Genomic DNA, 17,733 nt, shown 5'->3' on the forward strand with positions numbered 1-17,733 from the left:
TTTTATGGACATGAATGATATTTTAAATCGATGGGCAGATATTCAATCTCAAAAGAACCTGAAACAAAAAGAAAGCGGCAAAAACAAAGTGTCTAGCAAAAAGGCAAATGCTCCAACTCCCGAAGAAAAAGCGCTCGCTGCCGAAAAAGATTTTGAGGCAAAAATCAATGCGGAAAATTCAAAGCAAATAAACCCGATTGAATTGTGGCTTCGTCGTTACGGAACTGTTGACAAAGACAAGGTTTCCGAAGATCAGGAACGCCGCACAACTCAAATGGACAGGAATTATCTTATAAATATGAGACCCGAAGCTCGTCTTGATTTGCACGGACTCCATCAAGATGAAGCCGAAATCGCTCTCAATAATTTTATCGAAAAGTGTTCAAAAAGCGGAATTCGCAAAGTTATTGTTGTACACGGCAAAGGGATTCACACGACAGGAACAGATCCTGTGCTCGGAAAGCTTGTGCGCAGGTTTATCGAAAACGACAAAAGGTGCGGAATGTCGGGGCATCCAAAGTCAAAGCAAGATGGCGGAAGCGGAGCAACGTGGATTATTCTAAAAAACTGAGTTTGCTAAAAAGCGGCAGATGGTCTGAATACCCTTTCCCATTGTAAATTTTATAACTATTCGGCACGGAATCTTCATTAGCCCACGGACTTTCCGCAATAGAACGGAAATCCGAAATCTCTACATTTCCAATGCAAAAAATGTTGTCGATATATTCCCATGAATTTTTATAAAAATAACTGCCGGTTTCGTATTTATATTTCCCATTTTCATCGAGCCACGGATTATAAGCACAGATGTTCTCTCCGTCTGCTCCAAGAGTATTGCTTCCCCTCAAAACAACGTTGCTTAATCCTTTTCTTGATTTTTTACAGACAAAATCGGCAGCATTGCGGTTGAAGTCTCCACAAGCGATTATCGCACTTTTTGAATCTGCTTTGTAGATATTTTCAATTCGCCCAGCCAAAATCATCTCTTGCCAGTTGCGCCAAACTTCAGTTTCTTCTGCACCGCCGCTTTTTGATTTCCAATGATTTACAAAAAGCACAAGATTGTGCCCATTCACATCTACAGTAACTTGAATGATAGGTCGAGACGCTGGTTGTGCTTTCTTTTCGCTTTTTATCAGCATAGAATGGAGTTTCATATCTCTTAGGGCAAATCTTGAAAAAACTGCACAACCGATTGCAGTCCCTTTCGTTTTAGAAAAACACGCATACTGCCACACCTTTTTTGAATGCCACGAGTTTCCGGCAAGGGAATTTGCAATATCTTGGACGACGGCAGAATTTTCAATCTCTTCTAAAACAAAGACATCTGGATTAAGAGTTGTCATGACTTCGCAAAGCCGGCGTAGCCGCTCGGAATATTTTTCTTTTGACCACTTAGCCATGTTTTTGTAATCATTGTATTCCGTTCCATCAGTTTCCGCATCAAAAAAAGTCTGAACATTCCAACATGCAAAGGTGAAAGAATCGCACCTGCCGGTAAAATTCTTTTTTGAACATGCACAAAAACTGCACATAAAAAGAAAAACCACGCAAAAATAAAATGGCGCAAAAACAAATTTAAAATATTTCATCAAAAACCTCTTCTACAATACTATTTTCCTCAATATGCGATTTTTGACAAAATTTTACGGAAAATCATTTTAAATAAAAAAAAACCGAACCCCGTTGCGGAGTTCGGTTTTTTTATAGACTTATAGTCTACTCGAGGCTTCCATACATAAGGAACCAGAATCCATAAGGTGAATGCCATGTTCCTTTGAGATTTGTTTTCTGCAACCAGAAGTCATTGTAGTAAGCAATCGGAGCCATAGCAGCATCGCTCAAGGCAACTTGTTCTGCCTTGTGGAGCAAGTCATAGTGTTTTTCGACGTTGTTTGTGTTTCTAGCTCTGTCAACAAGTTCGTCAAATCCTTCAGATGAATATTTACCGTCGTTGTTGCCGTTTGCAGTTTCGAAAAGGTTGATTATGTTAGACGGATCATCCCAGTCGCAAACCCAACCATTGCGGGCAATATCGAAGTTTCCTGAACGTCTGTCAGCAGTAAATGTCTTCCATTCCTGGATATTTACGTTCATTGTAATTCCGAGTTCTTTCCATGCAGACTGAAGGTATTCAGCAACAGCCTTGTGATAACTGGCATCGTTTGTAAGATACTCTATAGTAGGGAATCCTTTTCCGTCTGGGTATCCTGCATCAGCTAAGAGTTTCTTTGCCTTTGCCAGGTCAGCGTTGTAATCATCAGAGAAATGGTTGCCATATTTTTCTGCAGTTACTTTTTCAAAAGATGAATTAAGAGCTGCATCTGTCATACCGGGACCAACAAAGTTCTTTGCAGGAGAGTATGTTCCACCCATTATTGTGTTTGCAACGTAGTTGCGGTCGATTGACAATGAAAGAGCTTCTCGAACGCGTGAATCTTTAAAGAGCTCTTTACGAATATTGAAAGAAAGATAATATGTACCCATAATCGGTTCAACGTGGAATTCAGAAGAGCCTCTAAGCGAAGGGATTTCTTCAGTTGGAACGTCTTTTATCAGCTGAATATTGCCTTCGTTGTATGCTGTGTAAGATGTGTTAGGATCTTCAATCAAGTGCCATACGATTTTGTCGAATGTAACATTTTCAACGTCCCAATAGTAAGGGTTCTTTTCAAAAACAATCTGTGAGCCGTCTGTAAATTCTGTCATATAGTAAGGACCGCTCGAGATGTATGTTTTTGGATCAATAGTCCATTTATCGTTGGCCGCTTTAATTGTCTTCTCCTGAACAGGAACGAGTACAGGGAATGTTGTAATCTTATCAAAGTAAATACACGGAGTAGAAAGATGAACAACAAAAGTGTTTGCATTAGGAGTTTCAACTCCAAGTTTTGACACATCACCTTTAGCTGCTTCCGGATAACCTTTTACAACTGAAAGAAGATCATATCCGTAAGGAGCGGCTGTAGCAGGATCTGCAATACGTCTCCAAGCGTAAGCAAAATCTTTTGATGTAAGAGGAGAACCGTCTGACCATTTCAAGTTTTTGCGTAAATGGAATGTCCAAGTAAGACCATCGTCTGACTTTTCCCAAGATTCTGCGAGAGCAGGAACAACGTTATTGTTGCGGTCAAATTTAACAAGACCTTCAAAAGCATGAAGAATCATGTTACCACTGTCGACAGCACTGCTCAAAGCTGGATCAATTGTTTCCGGAGAAGGACCAATTTGTACATGCAATTCAGTCTTTGCAGTACCTACAGTCTTTCTGTCTGCTTCCTTTTTGCTGCACGATGTAAATACAACAGCGGCTGCAAAAACAGCAATTACCAAGTTTTTTTTGTTCATTTCAGAACCTCCAAAAATTTTATATATAAAACTTATATAAACAATTCAATCACTGCACAATCACTGTATTTTGTCAAGGTGATGACACGCAGCGTAGTGTCCGCTTGAAATCTCTTTAAACTCCGGTTTTTTCTCAGCACAAATTTCATCAGCATAAGGGCAACGTGTCCTAAACGGACAGCCTGATGGTGGATTTACAGGAGATGGCACATCGCCATTTAAAATAATGCGTTTTGAAGAACGTGCAATTTTCGGGTCTGCAATCGGCACCGCAGATATAAGAGATTTTGTATATGGATGTGCAGAGTGAAAAATCAATTCATCTGAATCTGCAAGCTCAACCATGTGTCCAAGATACATCACCCCGATTCTGCTTGAAATATGATTTACAATCGAAAGGTCATGTGCAATAAAAAGATATGTCAACCCCATCTTTACTTGAAGATCTTCAAACATATTTACAACTTGCGCCTGAATAGAGACGTCCAAAGCCGAAACGGGTTCATCGCAGACAACAAATTCCGGTTTTACAGCAAGGGCTCTGGCAATTCCGATTCTCTGCCGTTGACCACCTGAAAATTCGTGAGGATAGCGGTTTGCGTGCTCAGAATTCAATCCGACAGTTTCAAGTAAATCAAGAATCTTTTCACGTCGTTCCGCTTTTGATGAATAAAGACGGTGAATATCAAGGGCTTCCCCGACGATGTCGCTTACAGTCATTCGCGGATCCAAAGATGCATAAGGGTCTTGAAATACAATCTGCATCTTACGTCGAAAAGGAAGCATATTCGCTTTAATTTTATTTTTGCTATCAAAAAGAACTTCGCCGTCGTAAACTATTTTTCCGGCGGTTGGTTCTGTAAGGCGCAAAATTGAGCGTCCTGTAGTTGTTTTACCGCAGCCTGACTCGCCTACAAGCCCAAATGTTTCACCTTTTTTGATAAAGAAACTTACATCATCTACTGCGCGAACAGTTTTGCTTGAACCGGGCAGAGGGAAATATTGTTTTAAGTGTTCTATTTCAAGAAGTTTTTTATTTGAATCGTTACTCATTCTCATTTTCCTTTTTTTGATTTTTTTGTGCCGACTCAAATTCAGCCTTTTGTTCTAACCAACATCGGGAATAATGGACACGGTCTTTGCCGCAAAGACTTTCGTAATCGCTGCGGACAGGTTTCGTTGTAAGGCAAATCTGCATGCATTTTTCACAACGAGGGGCAAATCCGCACCCTTTTGGAGGATTGAGGAGGTCAACAGGGTGTCCTTCGATTGGAACAAGTTTTGAATAATCTTTTTCTTGAAACTTTGGAATAGATTTCAAAAGACCTTTTGTATACTCATGCTTTGGATTGTAAAAGATATCATCTGTTGCGCCATATTCAACAATCTCGCCTGCGTACATAACAGCAATCTGGTCACACATAGAAGCGACAACTCCAAGGTCATGTGTAATCATAATTATTCCCATTCCGAGTTTTTTCTTCAAATCCTGCATTAAGTCAAGAATCTGTGCCTGAATGGTGACATCGAGCGCCGTAGTCGGTTCGTCAGCTATTAAAAGTTTCGGTTCACAAGCCAAAGCCATAGCGATCATAACTCGTTGGCGCATACCACCTGAGAGAGCATGAGGATATTGCTTAAGCCGTTTTTCAGGTTCATTTATTCCTACAAGCTGCAAAAGTTCTATCGCGCGTGCACGAATTTCCGGTCCTTTTTTTTCTGTGTGAAGACGGACTGCTTCTTCAATTTGATTTCCAATTGTCCAAACAGGGTTTAATGACGTCATCGGGTCTTGGAATATAATGCTGACTTCTTGCCCGCGAATTTTGCGAAGCTCTCGCTCCGACAATTGGTCAATCCTGTGCCCGTTAAAAGTTACCGAACCTCCGGTGATTTTACCGTTATCTGCCGTAAGTCCCATGATAGAATAAGCTGTAACTGATTTACCGGAACCTGACTCGCCTACAATGCCAAGAACTTCTCCGTCTTTCATCTGAATCGTCACGTCATTTAAAGCCTTAACTTCGCCTGCCGGTGTAAAAAATGAAAGTCTTTCGTGCTTTATATCTACTAAGTATTCGTTTTCGCTCATCTTAAATTCCTTTTTGTCTATTGCTTAAGTTTAGGGTCGAATGCATCGCGCAATCCATCCCCAAGAAGGTTAAAACTGAGGATAATAACAAAAATAAGAGCTGCGGGAGCAAAGAGCTTTTCAGGGAATGTCTGGAACCCGTTCAAAGCTGCAGACGCAAGCGAACCGAGAGAAGGCATTGGAGCCTGAACGCCAAGCCCGAGAAACGAGAGAAACGATTCTGTAAAAATTGACGACGGAATCTGAAGCGTTGTTGTAACTATCAAAGTTCCAATACAGTTCTTAATAAGATGTTTTCCGATAATTCTCCTGCGCTTAGCACCAAGAGCAGTTGCAGCAGTCACATATTCATTCTGTTTCAAAATCATAATCTGCGAGCGGACTATACGAGCCATACCAACCCAGTACAAAAGCGCAAACACAATAAACATTGAAACCATATTAGGGCCGAGTTTCTGAATCCAACCAAACCCAGCGACAGTTCCAAGATTTTTCAAAGGGAATTTCAAAGTCTGCGCAAGAAGGATGATGATAAGTACATCAGGGACAGTGTATATTACATCGACGATACGCATCATTATCAAATCTACAATTCCGCCAAAATATCCTGAAATCGCTCCATAAAGGGAACCTATAATCAAGATAAGCAAAGAAGCGATGATGCCGACAAGCATTGAAACACGCCCTCCAACCATTACACGAATTGCATAATCGCGCCCGTTTTGGTCAGTCCCCAAAATATGAGGAAAAACTTTCTCCCCACTTGCGATACGCTGTTTTTCCGAAGCCGAATATTCCATTGACTTAAGGCGTTCAGAGCCTTTCATCTGCTGTTCGTATTTATAAGGATAAAAAACAGGAACAATAAAGCAAAAAAACATAATTATCAAAATGATAACTAACGAAATCATTGCGATAGGATTTTTTCGGAAACGTCGAATACCGTCTTGCCAAAAATTTACAGATTCACGCATCACGACAAGGGAATCTTTATCTTCCGCAGAAGCAGGTAAAAAATCATCAACATTAAGCTGAAGACTTAGAAAGTTTTTCTTTTTTTCATTCATTTCATTGTTTTCCATCTTTGAAGCACCTTATTTAAGTTTAATTCTCGGGTCAACAATTGCATAAAGGATATCAACGATAACGTTCATAAAAATTACAAATACTGCAAGGAATATTGTTGTTCCCATAATCATAGGGTAGTCACGAGAAGTGATTGCCCCTACAAATTCGGAACCGAGCCCCGGAATGTTAAAAATCTTTTCAATAATAAAACTTCCGGTCATCAACGATGCAAGAAGCGGTCCAAGATAAGTTATGACAGGCAGGATCGCATTACGCAAAGCATGTTTGAATATTGAACGGAATGTGTTTACACCTTTAGCACGTGCGGTGCGCATATAATCCTGTCCGATTACATCGAGCATAGAAGACCGCATAAGGCGGGCGATGTAAAAAGTCGGATAAAGAGAAAGAGCCACAACAGGCATGACGTACGCTTTTGGAGTATTCAGCCCCAAAGAAGGAAGCCATTTGAGTTTTGTTGTAAAAATGTACATAAGAAGTGTAGAAGAAAGGAAACTTGGAATTGCAATACCTGCTGTAGAAAGAACGACGAGAATGCGGTCTATAAGTTTACCGCGTCTGTAAGCAGCGATAGCTCCAAGTGGAATTCCTGCGAAGACTGCCAATATCATTGCCAGACCGCCAAGCCGTGCGGAAACCGGGAATTTTGTCGCAATAATCTGACTCACTGTTCGTCCACGTTTTTTAAGAGAGATCCCGAGATCTCCATGAACCAATCCATTCATATAAGTCAAATACTGCTGTCCGAGAGGCTTATCGAGTCCATATTTTGCTTCCATTGCAGCTTGTGCCTGTGGTGTGACGGCTTTTTCTGCAAGAAAAGGTCCACCGGGAACCATATTCATAATAAAAAATGTCAATGTTGCGACTACAAAAGCAGTAAATATAGCAGTGATCATGCGTTTTGTAAAATAACGTAGCATATAAGTAAAATCCTCGTTTTTGTTATAAAAATGGACGAACTATCAAGTACACCATGTTATTCAAAAATATAATAGTCATACTATCAGTTTTGTACATCAACTTATCATAATACGAAAAAACACACAAATAAGATAGTATGCTTTTGCAAAAAAAATGCATAAAAATAATTTTTTTTAATATTTTTTATGCATTTTTAATTATAATGCGTTTTCACAGGCATAAATAATCTTTTTTCTCTGCTTTTCAATCTTTTTTTAGCAAAAATAAATACTCTTTGACGTGAATTTCGCGTTCATTTAGATTTCGCGAGCCCCTAAATGCGTTGTAATCAGATTCAAGAACTTCAACCTTTCCACATTCAGAAAGGATTTCTATCATTTCTTGCTTAGGAATAAACCCTTCAGAATTAAAAGAGACAAGCACAAACTTTGCGCGCACATTTTTAACAAGATTAAAAAAGACTCCCGAAACCTTTTTCTTTTTATTGTAATCAGACCTGTTCCATTCGCACGGAATTCCTGATACGCGGCTGATTTTTTCAGCATCGGGGCATTTGTATTCTGCAAGGAGATTCAGCATAAAGTAATTTGAACCGTACGGGTGCTGATTGTAAGGAGGGTCAAAATATGCAATATCAAAAGTTTCCACATCTTCGTAAAGTTCATCGCTTAAAACTAGCTGATTTGCGTCGTTGCAAAAAACTTTGCTTTTACATTCGAAATCCGAAAAAACAGGAAACGGAAGCTTTATTTTGCCAAGAATTCTAGAAAGCGCATTGCAACCGTTTCCGCCAAACTGACCTGTTCCTGTGCTTGAGTTTTTGTAAAATCCTTTAAATATGCCGGCAGTGTTTGCGTGAATTGACGCTTCGGAAAGCAGAGGCGCGATAAAATAATCACGGAGAACCTCAGGCACTGTCTCATCAATTTTTTGCCGGGCGACGTCGAGGTACGCAGCATTGTACGATGTATAAAAACATCTGTCGGATTTCAGGATATTTTTTTCATCCGAAGGTGAATACAATTCAGAGATAAAACCTTTGCGCCCTTTTTTTATGTCCGAATCGATTTCTGCACACAGTTTTTCGTGAAGAAAATGCAAACGCTCAAGCGGAAGTTCAGATTTATTTGCGAGATAGCATCTGCTGATTATGCCGGCGTATTTTTCCAAATCGTTTACGGCAATAAATTCCGAATACTGCTTAAGAAAACGGCTTACAATTCCGCTGCCGGAAAAAATATCGAGACAACTAAGTTTTTCCTTTCTAAGCCGTTGTTGAACGATTTTTACCCCTTCTCCGATAAAACCAAGTAGAGCTCTTTTATTGCCGATATAAGTTATGAGCTGAGAACGGAGGAATTCATGGTTTTCCCCGCTGAAATTTTCAGTTTCGTTATTTACATACAAAGCCGGCTCCAATTTTATTCATCACTTCAAAAAAATGCGGGAATGAAACATTGCAACACTCGGCATCGCAAACGGAAAGAGATTCGCCTTCAGAAAGCCCGAGTCCAAGACATGCGAGAGACATCGCAATTCTGTGATCTTTATAAGAGTCGCAGTTGCCGCCGTGGAGACCGAATCCTCTATTTTTCCCGTGAATTATAAGGCAATTTTCGCCTTCTTCCACAGAACCGCCGAGTTTACAAAGTTCTGTTTTCATCGCTTTAATCCTGTCTGTCTCTTTTTTACGGCAGATTTCGACATTTGTGATGACAGTTTTCCCGTCAATAAAGCACGCAATTGCAGATAGAGCGCAAACAGCATCAGGAAAATTTGAAATATCTATGCAAAGTTCACCATGAGGAAGATTTTTTGTAGAAAGCTCGCTTTTAGCACTGACACTCAGCGTGCATTTTTCCTTGTTCCATTCAATATCGGCACCGACTGATTTTAGGACATCGACTATTTTTTCATCACCTTGACTGCCAGAGCCATCAACATTGTCAATTGTGATTGAGCTGCCTGAAATAAGAGCTGCAATCAGAGGAAAAGCAACTCCTTCCCAATCTGACGGGACTTCTCTATCAAAACCTTTTATGGTTACACTCCCGCGTACTTTCACTGATTTAAAATCATCGGAAATAAAAACTCGCTCTGTGCCGTCTGCACAAGTTTTTCCACAGACATCGTCGAGCCAAAGTTTTGTCATTTTTAAATATGGAGTTTCTTGAGGAGCCGTAAGTTTGATGTTCAAAGTTCCGTCAAGCCTAGTAGCCGCCATCATGAATCCGCTTATATACTGAGAGAGCGCTCCTTCCGTAACAAGAGTTTTTTTTACATCAATGGGTCCGCAAAAAGTAAATGGCGGAGTATTGCCTTTTTTGCAGCTGGCAGTTGCCCCAAGTGTATTCAAAGCATCTACCAGATGATTTACAGGTCTTTTACAAATTGACTTGTCACCCGTGAAAAGACATTTTCCAGACAAAGTTGCAAGCACAGGAGCCAAAAAATACATGAGAGAGCCGGAGTTTCCGACATCGATAAAATCTGAAGGAATATGAATGCTGTCGCCGGCACCAAAAACAGTCCAAACGTTATTATCGCCAAAAGTTACTTTTCCTCCGATTTTTTCTATTGCTTTTACCGTCGAAAAACAGTCATCTCCTGAAAGCGGGTTAGAAATATGCGAGACACCATCTGCCATTGAAGCTAAAATAAGTGCACGAATTGTGTGACTTTTTGAACCGGGAACGGCGATATTCCCGGAGAGTACAGACTTTTTTGCTACAACTTTCATAATTATTATCTTACCTTATTTTATCGTCTATTTTCAATTATATTTTTTTTTGGTAAAATACAACCATGTCTAAGAGTGCGATTATTCATGTAGAAAATTCAGATAACATTTTAGAGTTTGCAGAATATCTTGCCTCTGCGGGCTGGGCTATTATTTCTGCAGACAAGACAGAAGAATTACTAAAAGAAAATAACATCCCTGTCATTCACGAACCTTCTCTTGTTGAAAACAACATATATCTTTCAGATTTTTCTCAGCTTATCAGGAGAATTCTTTTGACAAAGCACGGTGTAAACCGGTTTTATGCAAACTCGTCAGATGTCGAAAACGATATTTGCATAGTGTGCATGAATGTTATTCCCGGATTGAACACCGCAGTTCTTACGAACCAGTTCGACAATCAGCTCATAACTCCAAACTTTCCATGCACATCGATTTTACGCAGCTCTACAGGAAACTACGAAAATGTTTTGATACTTACAGACCCATCTGATTATAAAGAAGCGATTATCCAGCTTAAAACAGATTCTGTCACAAAGGAATTCAGGACATACCTTGCCGCAAAAGCATTGAACCTTCTGTCAGCATACGACGCAGGGCTTTCCTCGTCATTTTTACAAATAGCAAATAAATTCAGCAGCAAATATATGAATTATCTGATGATTCCTTTTAAAAAAGAATTCCAGATAAAATGTGGTTCAAATACACAACAAGACGCATGCCTTTACAAACTTCCGGCAGAGCACGGTGCCACAGGAAATTTCTTAAAATTCCAAGGGCGCGAACTTACGTACAACATTATCGCCGATATTTCATATTCGTGGGGACAGATAACAAATCTCTACGCTGCGTTAAAAGAACAGTACACAGTAAAAAGCACAAACAGCGACGGTTACGAGTTTACAACTCAGTTTACCCCACTTACAGGCACGGTCTTCACAATGGCAGTAAAGTTTTGCACGATTTTAGGCGCAGGACTTTCTTCAAACGTGCTCGATTCATTTAAAAAAACATACACGTACGATGCATCAAATACAAAAGATGTCGTGCTAGCGTGCAGCGCCGTAATCGATTCAGCCTCAGCAACAGAGATTATTCAATGTGATTTTGCCGCAATCGTCGCACCAAGTTTTACAAACGACGCAAAACAGATACTTTCTCTCAACAAAAAAATCAAATTGATTCCTGCTGTAAAAAACTCTCGCATTCCTTTTAAAGGGAAATTTATGAACATGAACGGAGGAATTCTCCTTCAAGATATTGATGCAAAACTTTTTAACCACTGGGAAATAAAAACGAAAAACAGACCGTCGCAAATTCAGACTGATGAAATGGTTTTTGGAATGATGCTTGCGATGGGCGCACGTTCATATTCTGCGGTCATATTAAAACAAAATTCGATAGTTGGAATCTCTCAAGGATGCACTTCTACAGCGAACGCAATTCAAGGAGTTCTTTTTGAGGCTGCTAAATATAATGAACGCACAAGCGGTCAAAAAGAGTCTAGAGATTCGACTACATATTTAGGCGATGTCCTTGTGACTGACGCAGAAATCCCGTTCAACGATACGACAAAACGCCTTGTAGACAGGGGAATTAAAGCAATTATGCAAACAGGTGGAACTCCAATGGACAAGGAATTTATAGATTATTGTAACGAACGAGAAATTGTGATGGTGTTTACAGATATGACGCACATCTCATTTTAATCATAGATATAAAAAATATTTTAAGAGGTAAAAATGATTTATTACTTAGGACAGTATCTTCAACATATTTGGGGCCCGGCAAGACTTTTAAATTCATACGCTGTTCTGATAACTGTTTCACTTTATCTTGGTTTTTTTCTTTCACGCAAGCTTATTCCAAAATTTTACGAATTCCTTCCGCATGACCGTGGGCGCGAGTTCACAATTAAAGAGACTTCAGAAGCGTCAAAAGGCAAGCCGACAGGAGCCGGAAGCATTTTCATCACTTTTTTTGTTTTAATCTGCTTTTTGATTTGTCCTATGAACTGGGTGCGCTCATCGATTGTGCTCCTCACTTGGATTACAATGCTTACCGGATTTTTAGATGACCGCAGCACAACAAGTTGGGGCGAATATCTAAAAGGAGCCCTAGATTTAATAATCAGCGTCACAACTGCATTCATACTTTATTTTGGGCTCAAACAGATCTCCCCTGACGGACTTGTAAGGTTCTGGTTACCATTTTTTTCAAATGAAATCGTAGTAAATCCTGTTGTGTACATAGTGATCACAACGATAATGCTCTGGGCAAGCATAAATACAACAAACTGCACAGATGGCGTAGACGGTCTATCATCTTCACTTGTTTTAATTGCACTTCTGACTCTCGGCATGTTGCTCTACTTTATACTCGGTCACAAAGATATTGCCGCATATCTGCTTTTGCCTCATTTTCGCTACGGTGCAAACTGGGCAATCATGCTTTTCGCAATGGCAGGAGTTGTGATGGGTTATTTATGGCACAACGCATACCCAAGCCACTGTCTGATGGGAGACGCAGGAAGCCGAGCTCTAGGATTTTTTATTGGGGTCTGCGTTATGGTTTCAGGAAATCCATTCATAATTCTTGCGACATCGTCAATTATTTTTGTAAACGGAGGGATGGGTCTTTTAAAAGTGTTCCTGCTCCGTTTCTTTAAGATTAAAGTTTTTGAAAATATAAGGTTTCCGCTCCACGACCACATGCATAAAAACAGAGGCTGGTCTCCAACTCAAGTTTTGCTTAAGTTTATGATCATGCAGCTTTTAATTACGTGCGGACTGCTCGGAATGTTCTTAAAAATACGATAAAAATAATGCGGATTTGCCGCACAAAGGAAACAAATATGGATAAATTTTTTGAAGAAAATCGCAGAGAAATAATAGAGCTGGAAAAGATGCTGACATCTCACATAGCAATCGCTCCAGAAGGTGGCGGAGACGGAGAGACGGAAAAATGCAACGCTCTGGAAGCATGGCTCAAATCAAAAGGGTTTACAAATATAGAACGATATGAAGCTCCTGACAGCCGAGTCAGTTCAGGCAGTCGCCCTTCTCTCGTCGTTACAATTCCGGGAAAAGACGATTCAAGCAGAATCTGGGTGATGGCTCACTTAGACGTTGTCCCAACAGGCGATCTAAAATTATGGGATTCTGATCCTTGGACAGTCGTTGAAAAAGATGGAAAATTGTACGGGCGCGGCGTTGAAGACGATCAGCAAGGATTGTGCAGCGCAGCGTTTGCAGGTCTTTATTATATTAAAAACGGACTTACACCTGCTCACACAGTTAAACTCCTTTTTGTAGCAGATGAAGAAAACGGAAGCCGATACGGAATCCTCTGGCTAATAAAAAACCAAAATCTTTTTACTAAAAAAGACTTGATTTTGATTCCTGACGGAGGCGATCCGGAAGGAAAAACAATCGAAATCGCTGAAAAAAATATACTGTGGCTGGCAGTTCATGTACAAGGCAAACAGACTCACGGAAGCCGTCCAGATAGCGGAGCAAATGCGTGCCTAGCAGCGTGCGATCTTAGTTTGCGTTTGCACAACCTAGAAAAAATATTCAATAAAAAAGATGAACTGTTTGAACCTGCATATTCTACATTCCAGCCGACAAAGCGTTCAAAAAATGTTGACAGCATAAATATAATTCCGGGCGAAGACACATTCTGCATGGACTGTCGTATTTTGCCATGTTATCACCTCACAGACGTTCTCGTAGAAGTAGACAAATGCTGCCGTGCAGTTGAGCAAGAATACGGAGTAAAAGTTGAATACACAACTCCGCAAAAATCAGAATCACCGGCAACCCCGGTAACTGCCCCTGTAGCACAAAAACTAGCCGCCGCAATCAAAAAAGTTCACAACATAGATGCAAAGTTCATAGGAATTGGCGGTGGAACAGTTGGAGCTGAGCTCCGCAGAGAAGGAATTGATGCCGTTGTTTGGAGTACGCTCGATGACCAGGCTCATCAACCTAACGAATATTGTATCGTAGATAATCTCATAAAAGACGCAAAAACTCTTATAGAGCTGTTCAGAGAATAGATTTTACACAGCGGTTTGATTTTTTATAACTTTATATAATTTTTTTTAATTTTCCTCTAAACTTTTTTTTCCATACCCCGAGAATGTAGTATAGGGTGGTGGAAACCCAAAAAGATAAACCACGTCGTGGTTTAAAAGCCCACCATGTGTTTTATCTTAATTACTAACCAAGCTTTATAGGAGATTATTATGGTTATTAATCACAATATGAGCGCAATGTTCGCTCAGCGTTCCCAGGGACTTCAGGATCTTAACCAGCAGAAATCAATGGAAAAACTTTCTTCTGGTATGAAAATCAATCGTGCCGGTGATGATGCATCAGGACTCGCAGTTTCAGAAAAAATGCGTTCCCAGATTCGCGGTTTGAACCAGGCATCTACAAACGCCCAGAATGGTATTTCATTTATTCAGACAACAGAAGGATATTTGCAGGAAACTACAGATATCGTACAGCGCATCCGTGAATTGGCAATTCAGGCTTCAAACGGAATTTACTCTTCAGAAGACCGCATGCAGATTCAGGTTGAAGTTTCTTCTCTCATCGCAGAAGTTGATAGAATTGCTTCATCTGCTCAATTCAACGGAATGAACATGCTTACAGGTCGTTTTGCTCGTCCAACAGGCGAAAACGTTGTAACAGGCTCTATGTGGTTCCACATCGGTGCTAACATGGATCAGAGAACACAGGTTTACATTGGAACAATGTCAGCAACAGCACTCGGACTTCGCAATCTCGGAGACGAGTCAATTATGACTTTGGAAACTCCTGATGAAGCTAACCGTGCAATCGGAACTTTGGACGAAGCTTTGAAAAAGATCAACAAACAGCGTGCAGACTTGGGAGCTTATCAGAACCGCCTCGAAAAGACTGTAACAGGATTGGACGTAGGTGCTGAAAACTTACAGGCTTCTGAATCTCGCATCCGTGATACAGACATGGCTAAAGAAATGGTTAAATTCACAAGTTCTAACGTGCTCTCTCAAGCCGGCACCGCAATGCTCGCACAAGCTAACCAGAGTTCACAGAACGTACTTTCTTTGCTCCGCTAGGGAAAAAGTTAGTTGAATTAAAACAAACTGGCGAGCTATTGCGAAGTCAGTTTGCGCAAGCAAACTGAGTAAGCAGACGCTGTAAGCGTATGCGTCCAATGCTCGCACAAGCTAACCAGAGTTCACAGAACGTACTTTCTTTGCTCCGCTAGGAAAAGCGTTAGTTGAATTAAAACAAACCGGCGAGCTATTGCGAAGTCAGTTTGCGCAAGCAAACTGAGTAAGCAGACGCTGTAAGCGTATGCGTCCAATGCTCGCACAGGCTAACCAGAGTTCACAGAACGTACTTTCTTTGCTCCGCTAGGAAAAAAGTTAGTTGAATTAAAACAAACCGGCGAGCTATTGCGAAGTCAGTTTGCGCATGCAAACTGAGTAAGCAGACGCTGTAAGCGTATGCGTCCAATGCTCGCGAAAATTAAAACACGGTAGATGAAACTCCACAATTTTGGACGCTTCGTCGACCGTGTTTTTTTATGCTCACAAAATTATGACGGTTCAAATGAACCCTTTTCTTTTATTTTGACGGCATTATGTTTCCTCGCTTGCCATGCCCATTACATACCAAAAAAAATTGACACCCATTAGCTTTCCTGTGTATAATTGCTACAAATTATTTCATTACTAAAGGAGAAAAAGTATGAAAAAAATGAGTTTGGCAATGGTAATTCTTCTGGCATTAGGACTGGTATTTACATCTTGTAAACAACAGGATACAGATATGACACTATCTGACCTTGACAACACTGACTGGTTGCTTGGCACATGGGAAATGACGTCTACAGTAGATTACAATATCACAGGTGCTGATGCAGCTACAGAAAAGGCGATAAAAGAGAATTTTATGGCTTCACCCACTACGTCTATGACAGTTACAAAAGTTAATGTTGGAATATTTGCCGGAGTGCTTAAAGGATACGTTCAAATGGCTGGAAAAGAAGTGCCTGTTCCGGATGGAAAATCTACTATCAGCGTAAAAATAAACAAAGCTAAAACTAAGGTTTCCATATATACGGACACAGAAGTTTCAAAGACAATTGCAGATAAAAAAGTTAATGCAAAAATCTCAATAGCGGTTACTTACACAAAGAAGTAACAATACCTTAGCAAAATAAAGCATTTTATTTACAAAAAAAAGCTGCCCTAAAAGTTAGATAAACTTTATAAAGGGCAGTTTTTTTTTATAAAAAAGACTTGCCCCCACACACACAACCTCGTGATATAATGTTGCTATATTATTTCATCACCAAAGGAGAAAAAGTATGAAAAAAATGAGTTTGGCAATTGTAATGCTTTTGGCATTAGGATTGGCATTTACATCTTGTAAACAACCGGGTACACAAGATGCAGATTTGACAGCAGAGGATCTTAACGACACAAGCTGGATGATTGGCACATGGGAAGAAAAATCAGAGAATGATTACAACATAAGCGGTATTTCGGATGTGTTAAAAAAAGAGGTTGAAAAAAGGGTGCCATCAGCTCCTGCCCCTACGGAACTAACAGTTACTAAAGATAATGTTGACGAATTTGCTACAAAATTAAAAGGATATATCGCAATCGCAGGAAAACCGCAGCCCATCCCGGGTAAAACTGAGACATATACGATTAACATAAAGATAAACAAGGACAAAACAAAAATTTCTATATACAATGAGACAGAAACAAAAATGGATTTTATGGGAAACAAAGTTAGCGTAAAGATTACAAAAGCTACTATTTATACAAAGAAATAACCCTCCCTTAAAAATAAAAAACGTCCCTTGTTCGGGACGTTTTTCAAAACAAATCACAAATTAAAAACACCGCAATTAACCAAGCACTACAGAACCGTCAGCTTTAATTGTAAGAATCGCTTTACAATTTGTGCAACGGAAACGCCCTGCATGAGCTGCTTGAAGGCTTCTTCCACAAGATGGACAAGGAAACAATTTTGGAAACACCGTTCCCATAGACTTGCCTCCGCCATTGCGCAAAAACTCGAGAGCTTCCTCTGTTGTCTCTTTAAGATTAAAAAACTGAGAGAATCCCAAAATCTGAAAAACCTCTACAACTTTTTCTTGCACTTCAGAGAGCACAATATCTCCGCCTTTCACTTTTACCATCTTAAGAAGAATAGTAAATGAGCCGAGTCCTGTTGAAGACACGTAAGAAAGCCTCTTACAATCAAACAATAAATTGAAAAAGCCTGCTCCAATAACTTTTGTCATTTGCTTTTGGAAAAAAGATGAATTGTAAGTGTCAATATAGCCTTCCAAAATAATCATACAGCCATTTTGGACTCCTGGAATCTTACACAATGTAATTTTAAGAGAATCATCTTTGTCGCTATCAAACCCTGAAACAATCGAATTATTTGATTCCATTTTGTACTCCTGCAAAAGCATTCTAATAGAAATTATATTTATTGTCTACGAAACGTAATTCTTTAAA

Annotated in this window: 16 protein-coding genes; 7 read left to right on the top strand and 9 right to left on the bottom strand. The window is 39.9% G+C overall.

Annotated features, from left to right (window positions below; translation table 11 throughout):
* Positions 1-4 precede the first annotated feature (4 nt).
* Positions 5-571: a Smr/MutS family protein gene (locus H9I37_RS00690; protein WP_187380565.1), complete on the top strand. Its 567-nt coding sequence runs from the start codon at positions 5-7 to the stop codon at positions 569-571.
* Here the strand turns inward: H9I37_RS00690 and H9I37_RS00695 are convergent.
* From H9I37_RS00695 to aroA, 8 genes are all read right to left on the bottom strand, one after another.
* Complete coding sequence (locus H9I37_RS00695; protein ID WP_187380566.1) at positions 555-1,592, bottom strand: endonuclease/exonuclease/phosphatase family protein; 1,038 nt, start codon at positions 1,590-1,592, stop codon at positions 555-557. The genes H9I37_RS00690 and H9I37_RS00695 overlap by 17 nt on opposite strands.
* Before the next feature lie 127 nt (positions 1,593-1,719).
* The gene (locus H9I37_RS00700; RefSeq protein ID WP_187380567.1) at positions 1,720-3,348 is read right to left on the bottom strand and encodes a peptide ABC transporter substrate-binding protein; all 1,629 of its coding nucleotides are present in this window, start codon (positions 3,346-3,348) and stop codon (positions 1,720-1,722) included.
* A gap of 60 nt (positions 3,349-3,408) precedes the next feature.
* Positions 3,409-4,401, bottom strand: coding sequence for an ABC transporter ATP-binding protein (locus tag H9I37_RS00705; protein WP_187380568.1), 993 nt, complete (start codon positions 4,399-4,401; stop codon positions 3,409-3,411).
* Positions 4,394-5,440, bottom strand: a complete 1,047-nt coding sequence (locus tag H9I37_RS00710) for an ABC transporter ATP-binding protein (RefSeq protein WP_187380569.1) — start codon at positions 5,438-5,440, stop codon at positions 4,394-4,396. Before H9I37_RS00710 ends, H9I37_RS00705 begins: the two co-directional genes overlap by 8 nt.
* A gap of 17 nt (positions 5,441-5,457) precedes the next feature.
* Complete coding sequence (locus tag H9I37_RS00715) at positions 5,458-6,522, bottom strand: ABC transporter permease (RefSeq protein WP_255422449.1); 1,065 nt, start codon at positions 6,520-6,522, stop codon at positions 5,458-5,460.
* 12 nt (positions 6,523-6,534) lie between these two features.
* Positions 6,535-7,452 carry an ABC transporter permease gene (locus H9I37_RS00720; RefSeq protein WP_187380570.1) on the bottom strand — a complete coding sequence of 306 codons (918 nt, stop codon included), beginning with the start codon at positions 7,450-7,452 and terminating at the stop codon, positions 6,535-6,537.
* A 244-nt stretch (positions 7,453-7,696) separates the two neighbouring features.
* Positions 7,697-8,860 carry a DNA adenine methylase gene (locus tag H9I37_RS00725; protein WP_187380571.1) on the bottom strand — a complete coding sequence of 388 codons (1,164 nt, stop codon included), beginning with the start codon at positions 8,858-8,860 and terminating at the stop codon, positions 7,697-7,699.
* Complete coding sequence (gene aroA / locus H9I37_RS00730) at positions 8,847-10,193, bottom strand: 3-phosphoshikimate 1-carboxyvinyltransferase (RefSeq protein ID WP_187380572.1); 1,347 nt, start codon at positions 10,191-10,193, stop codon at positions 8,847-8,849. The genes H9I37_RS00725 and aroA overlap by 14 nt, the downstream gene beginning before the upstream one ends.
* 65 nt (positions 10,194-10,258) lie before the next feature.
* Between aroA and H9I37_RS00735 the strand changes: the two genes are divergently transcribed.
* From H9I37_RS00735 to H9I37_RS00760, 6 genes are all read left to right on the top strand, one after another.
* Positions 10,259-11,902 (top strand): hypothetical protein, encoded by a 1,644-nt coding sequence (locus tag H9I37_RS00735; RefSeq protein WP_187380573.1) that lies wholly within the window; start codon positions 10,259-10,261, stop codon positions 11,900-11,902.
* Between the two features lie 33 nt (positions 11,903-11,935).
* Positions 11,936-13,012: an MraY family glycosyltransferase gene (locus tag H9I37_RS00740; RefSeq protein ID WP_187380574.1), complete on the top strand. Its 1,077-nt coding sequence runs from the start codon at positions 11,936-11,938 to the stop codon at positions 13,010-13,012.
* Between the two features lie 35 nt (positions 13,013-13,047).
* Positions 13,048-14,253, top strand: a complete 1,206-nt coding sequence (locus H9I37_RS00745; protein ID WP_187380575.1) for a M20 family metallo-hydrolase — start codon at positions 13,048-13,050, stop codon at positions 14,251-14,253.
* 189 nt (positions 14,254-14,442) lie between these two features.
* Positions 14,443-15,303: a flagellin N-terminal helical domain-containing protein gene (locus tag H9I37_RS00750; RefSeq protein WP_187380576.1), complete on the top strand. Its 861-nt coding sequence runs from the start codon at positions 14,443-14,445 to the stop codon at positions 15,301-15,303.
* Positions 15,304-15,940: 637 nt separating this feature from the next.
* On the top strand, positions 15,941-16,396 hold the full coding sequence (locus H9I37_RS00755; protein ID WP_187380577.1) for a hypothetical protein: 456 nt from the start codon (positions 15,941-15,943) through the stop codon (positions 16,394-16,396).
* Positions 16,397-16,562: 166 nt separating this feature from the next.
* Positions 16,563-17,036, top strand: a complete 474-nt coding sequence (locus H9I37_RS00760; protein ID WP_187380578.1) for a hypothetical protein — start codon at positions 16,563-16,565, stop codon at positions 17,034-17,036.
* A gap of 75 nt (positions 17,037-17,111) precedes the next feature.
* Here the strand turns inward: H9I37_RS00760 and H9I37_RS00765 are convergent, their stop codons facing one another.
* Entirely contained in the window at positions 17,112-17,666 is a 555-nt protein-coding gene (locus H9I37_RS00765) for an STAS domain-containing protein (RefSeq protein ID WP_187380579.1), read from the bottom strand.
* Positions 17,667-17,733 lie beyond the last annotated feature (67 nt).

This window comes from Treponema sp. Marseille-Q3903 (genome assembly GCF_014334335.1).
Classification (GTDB): Bacteria; Spirochaetota; Spirochaetia; order Treponematales; family Treponemataceae; genus Treponema_D.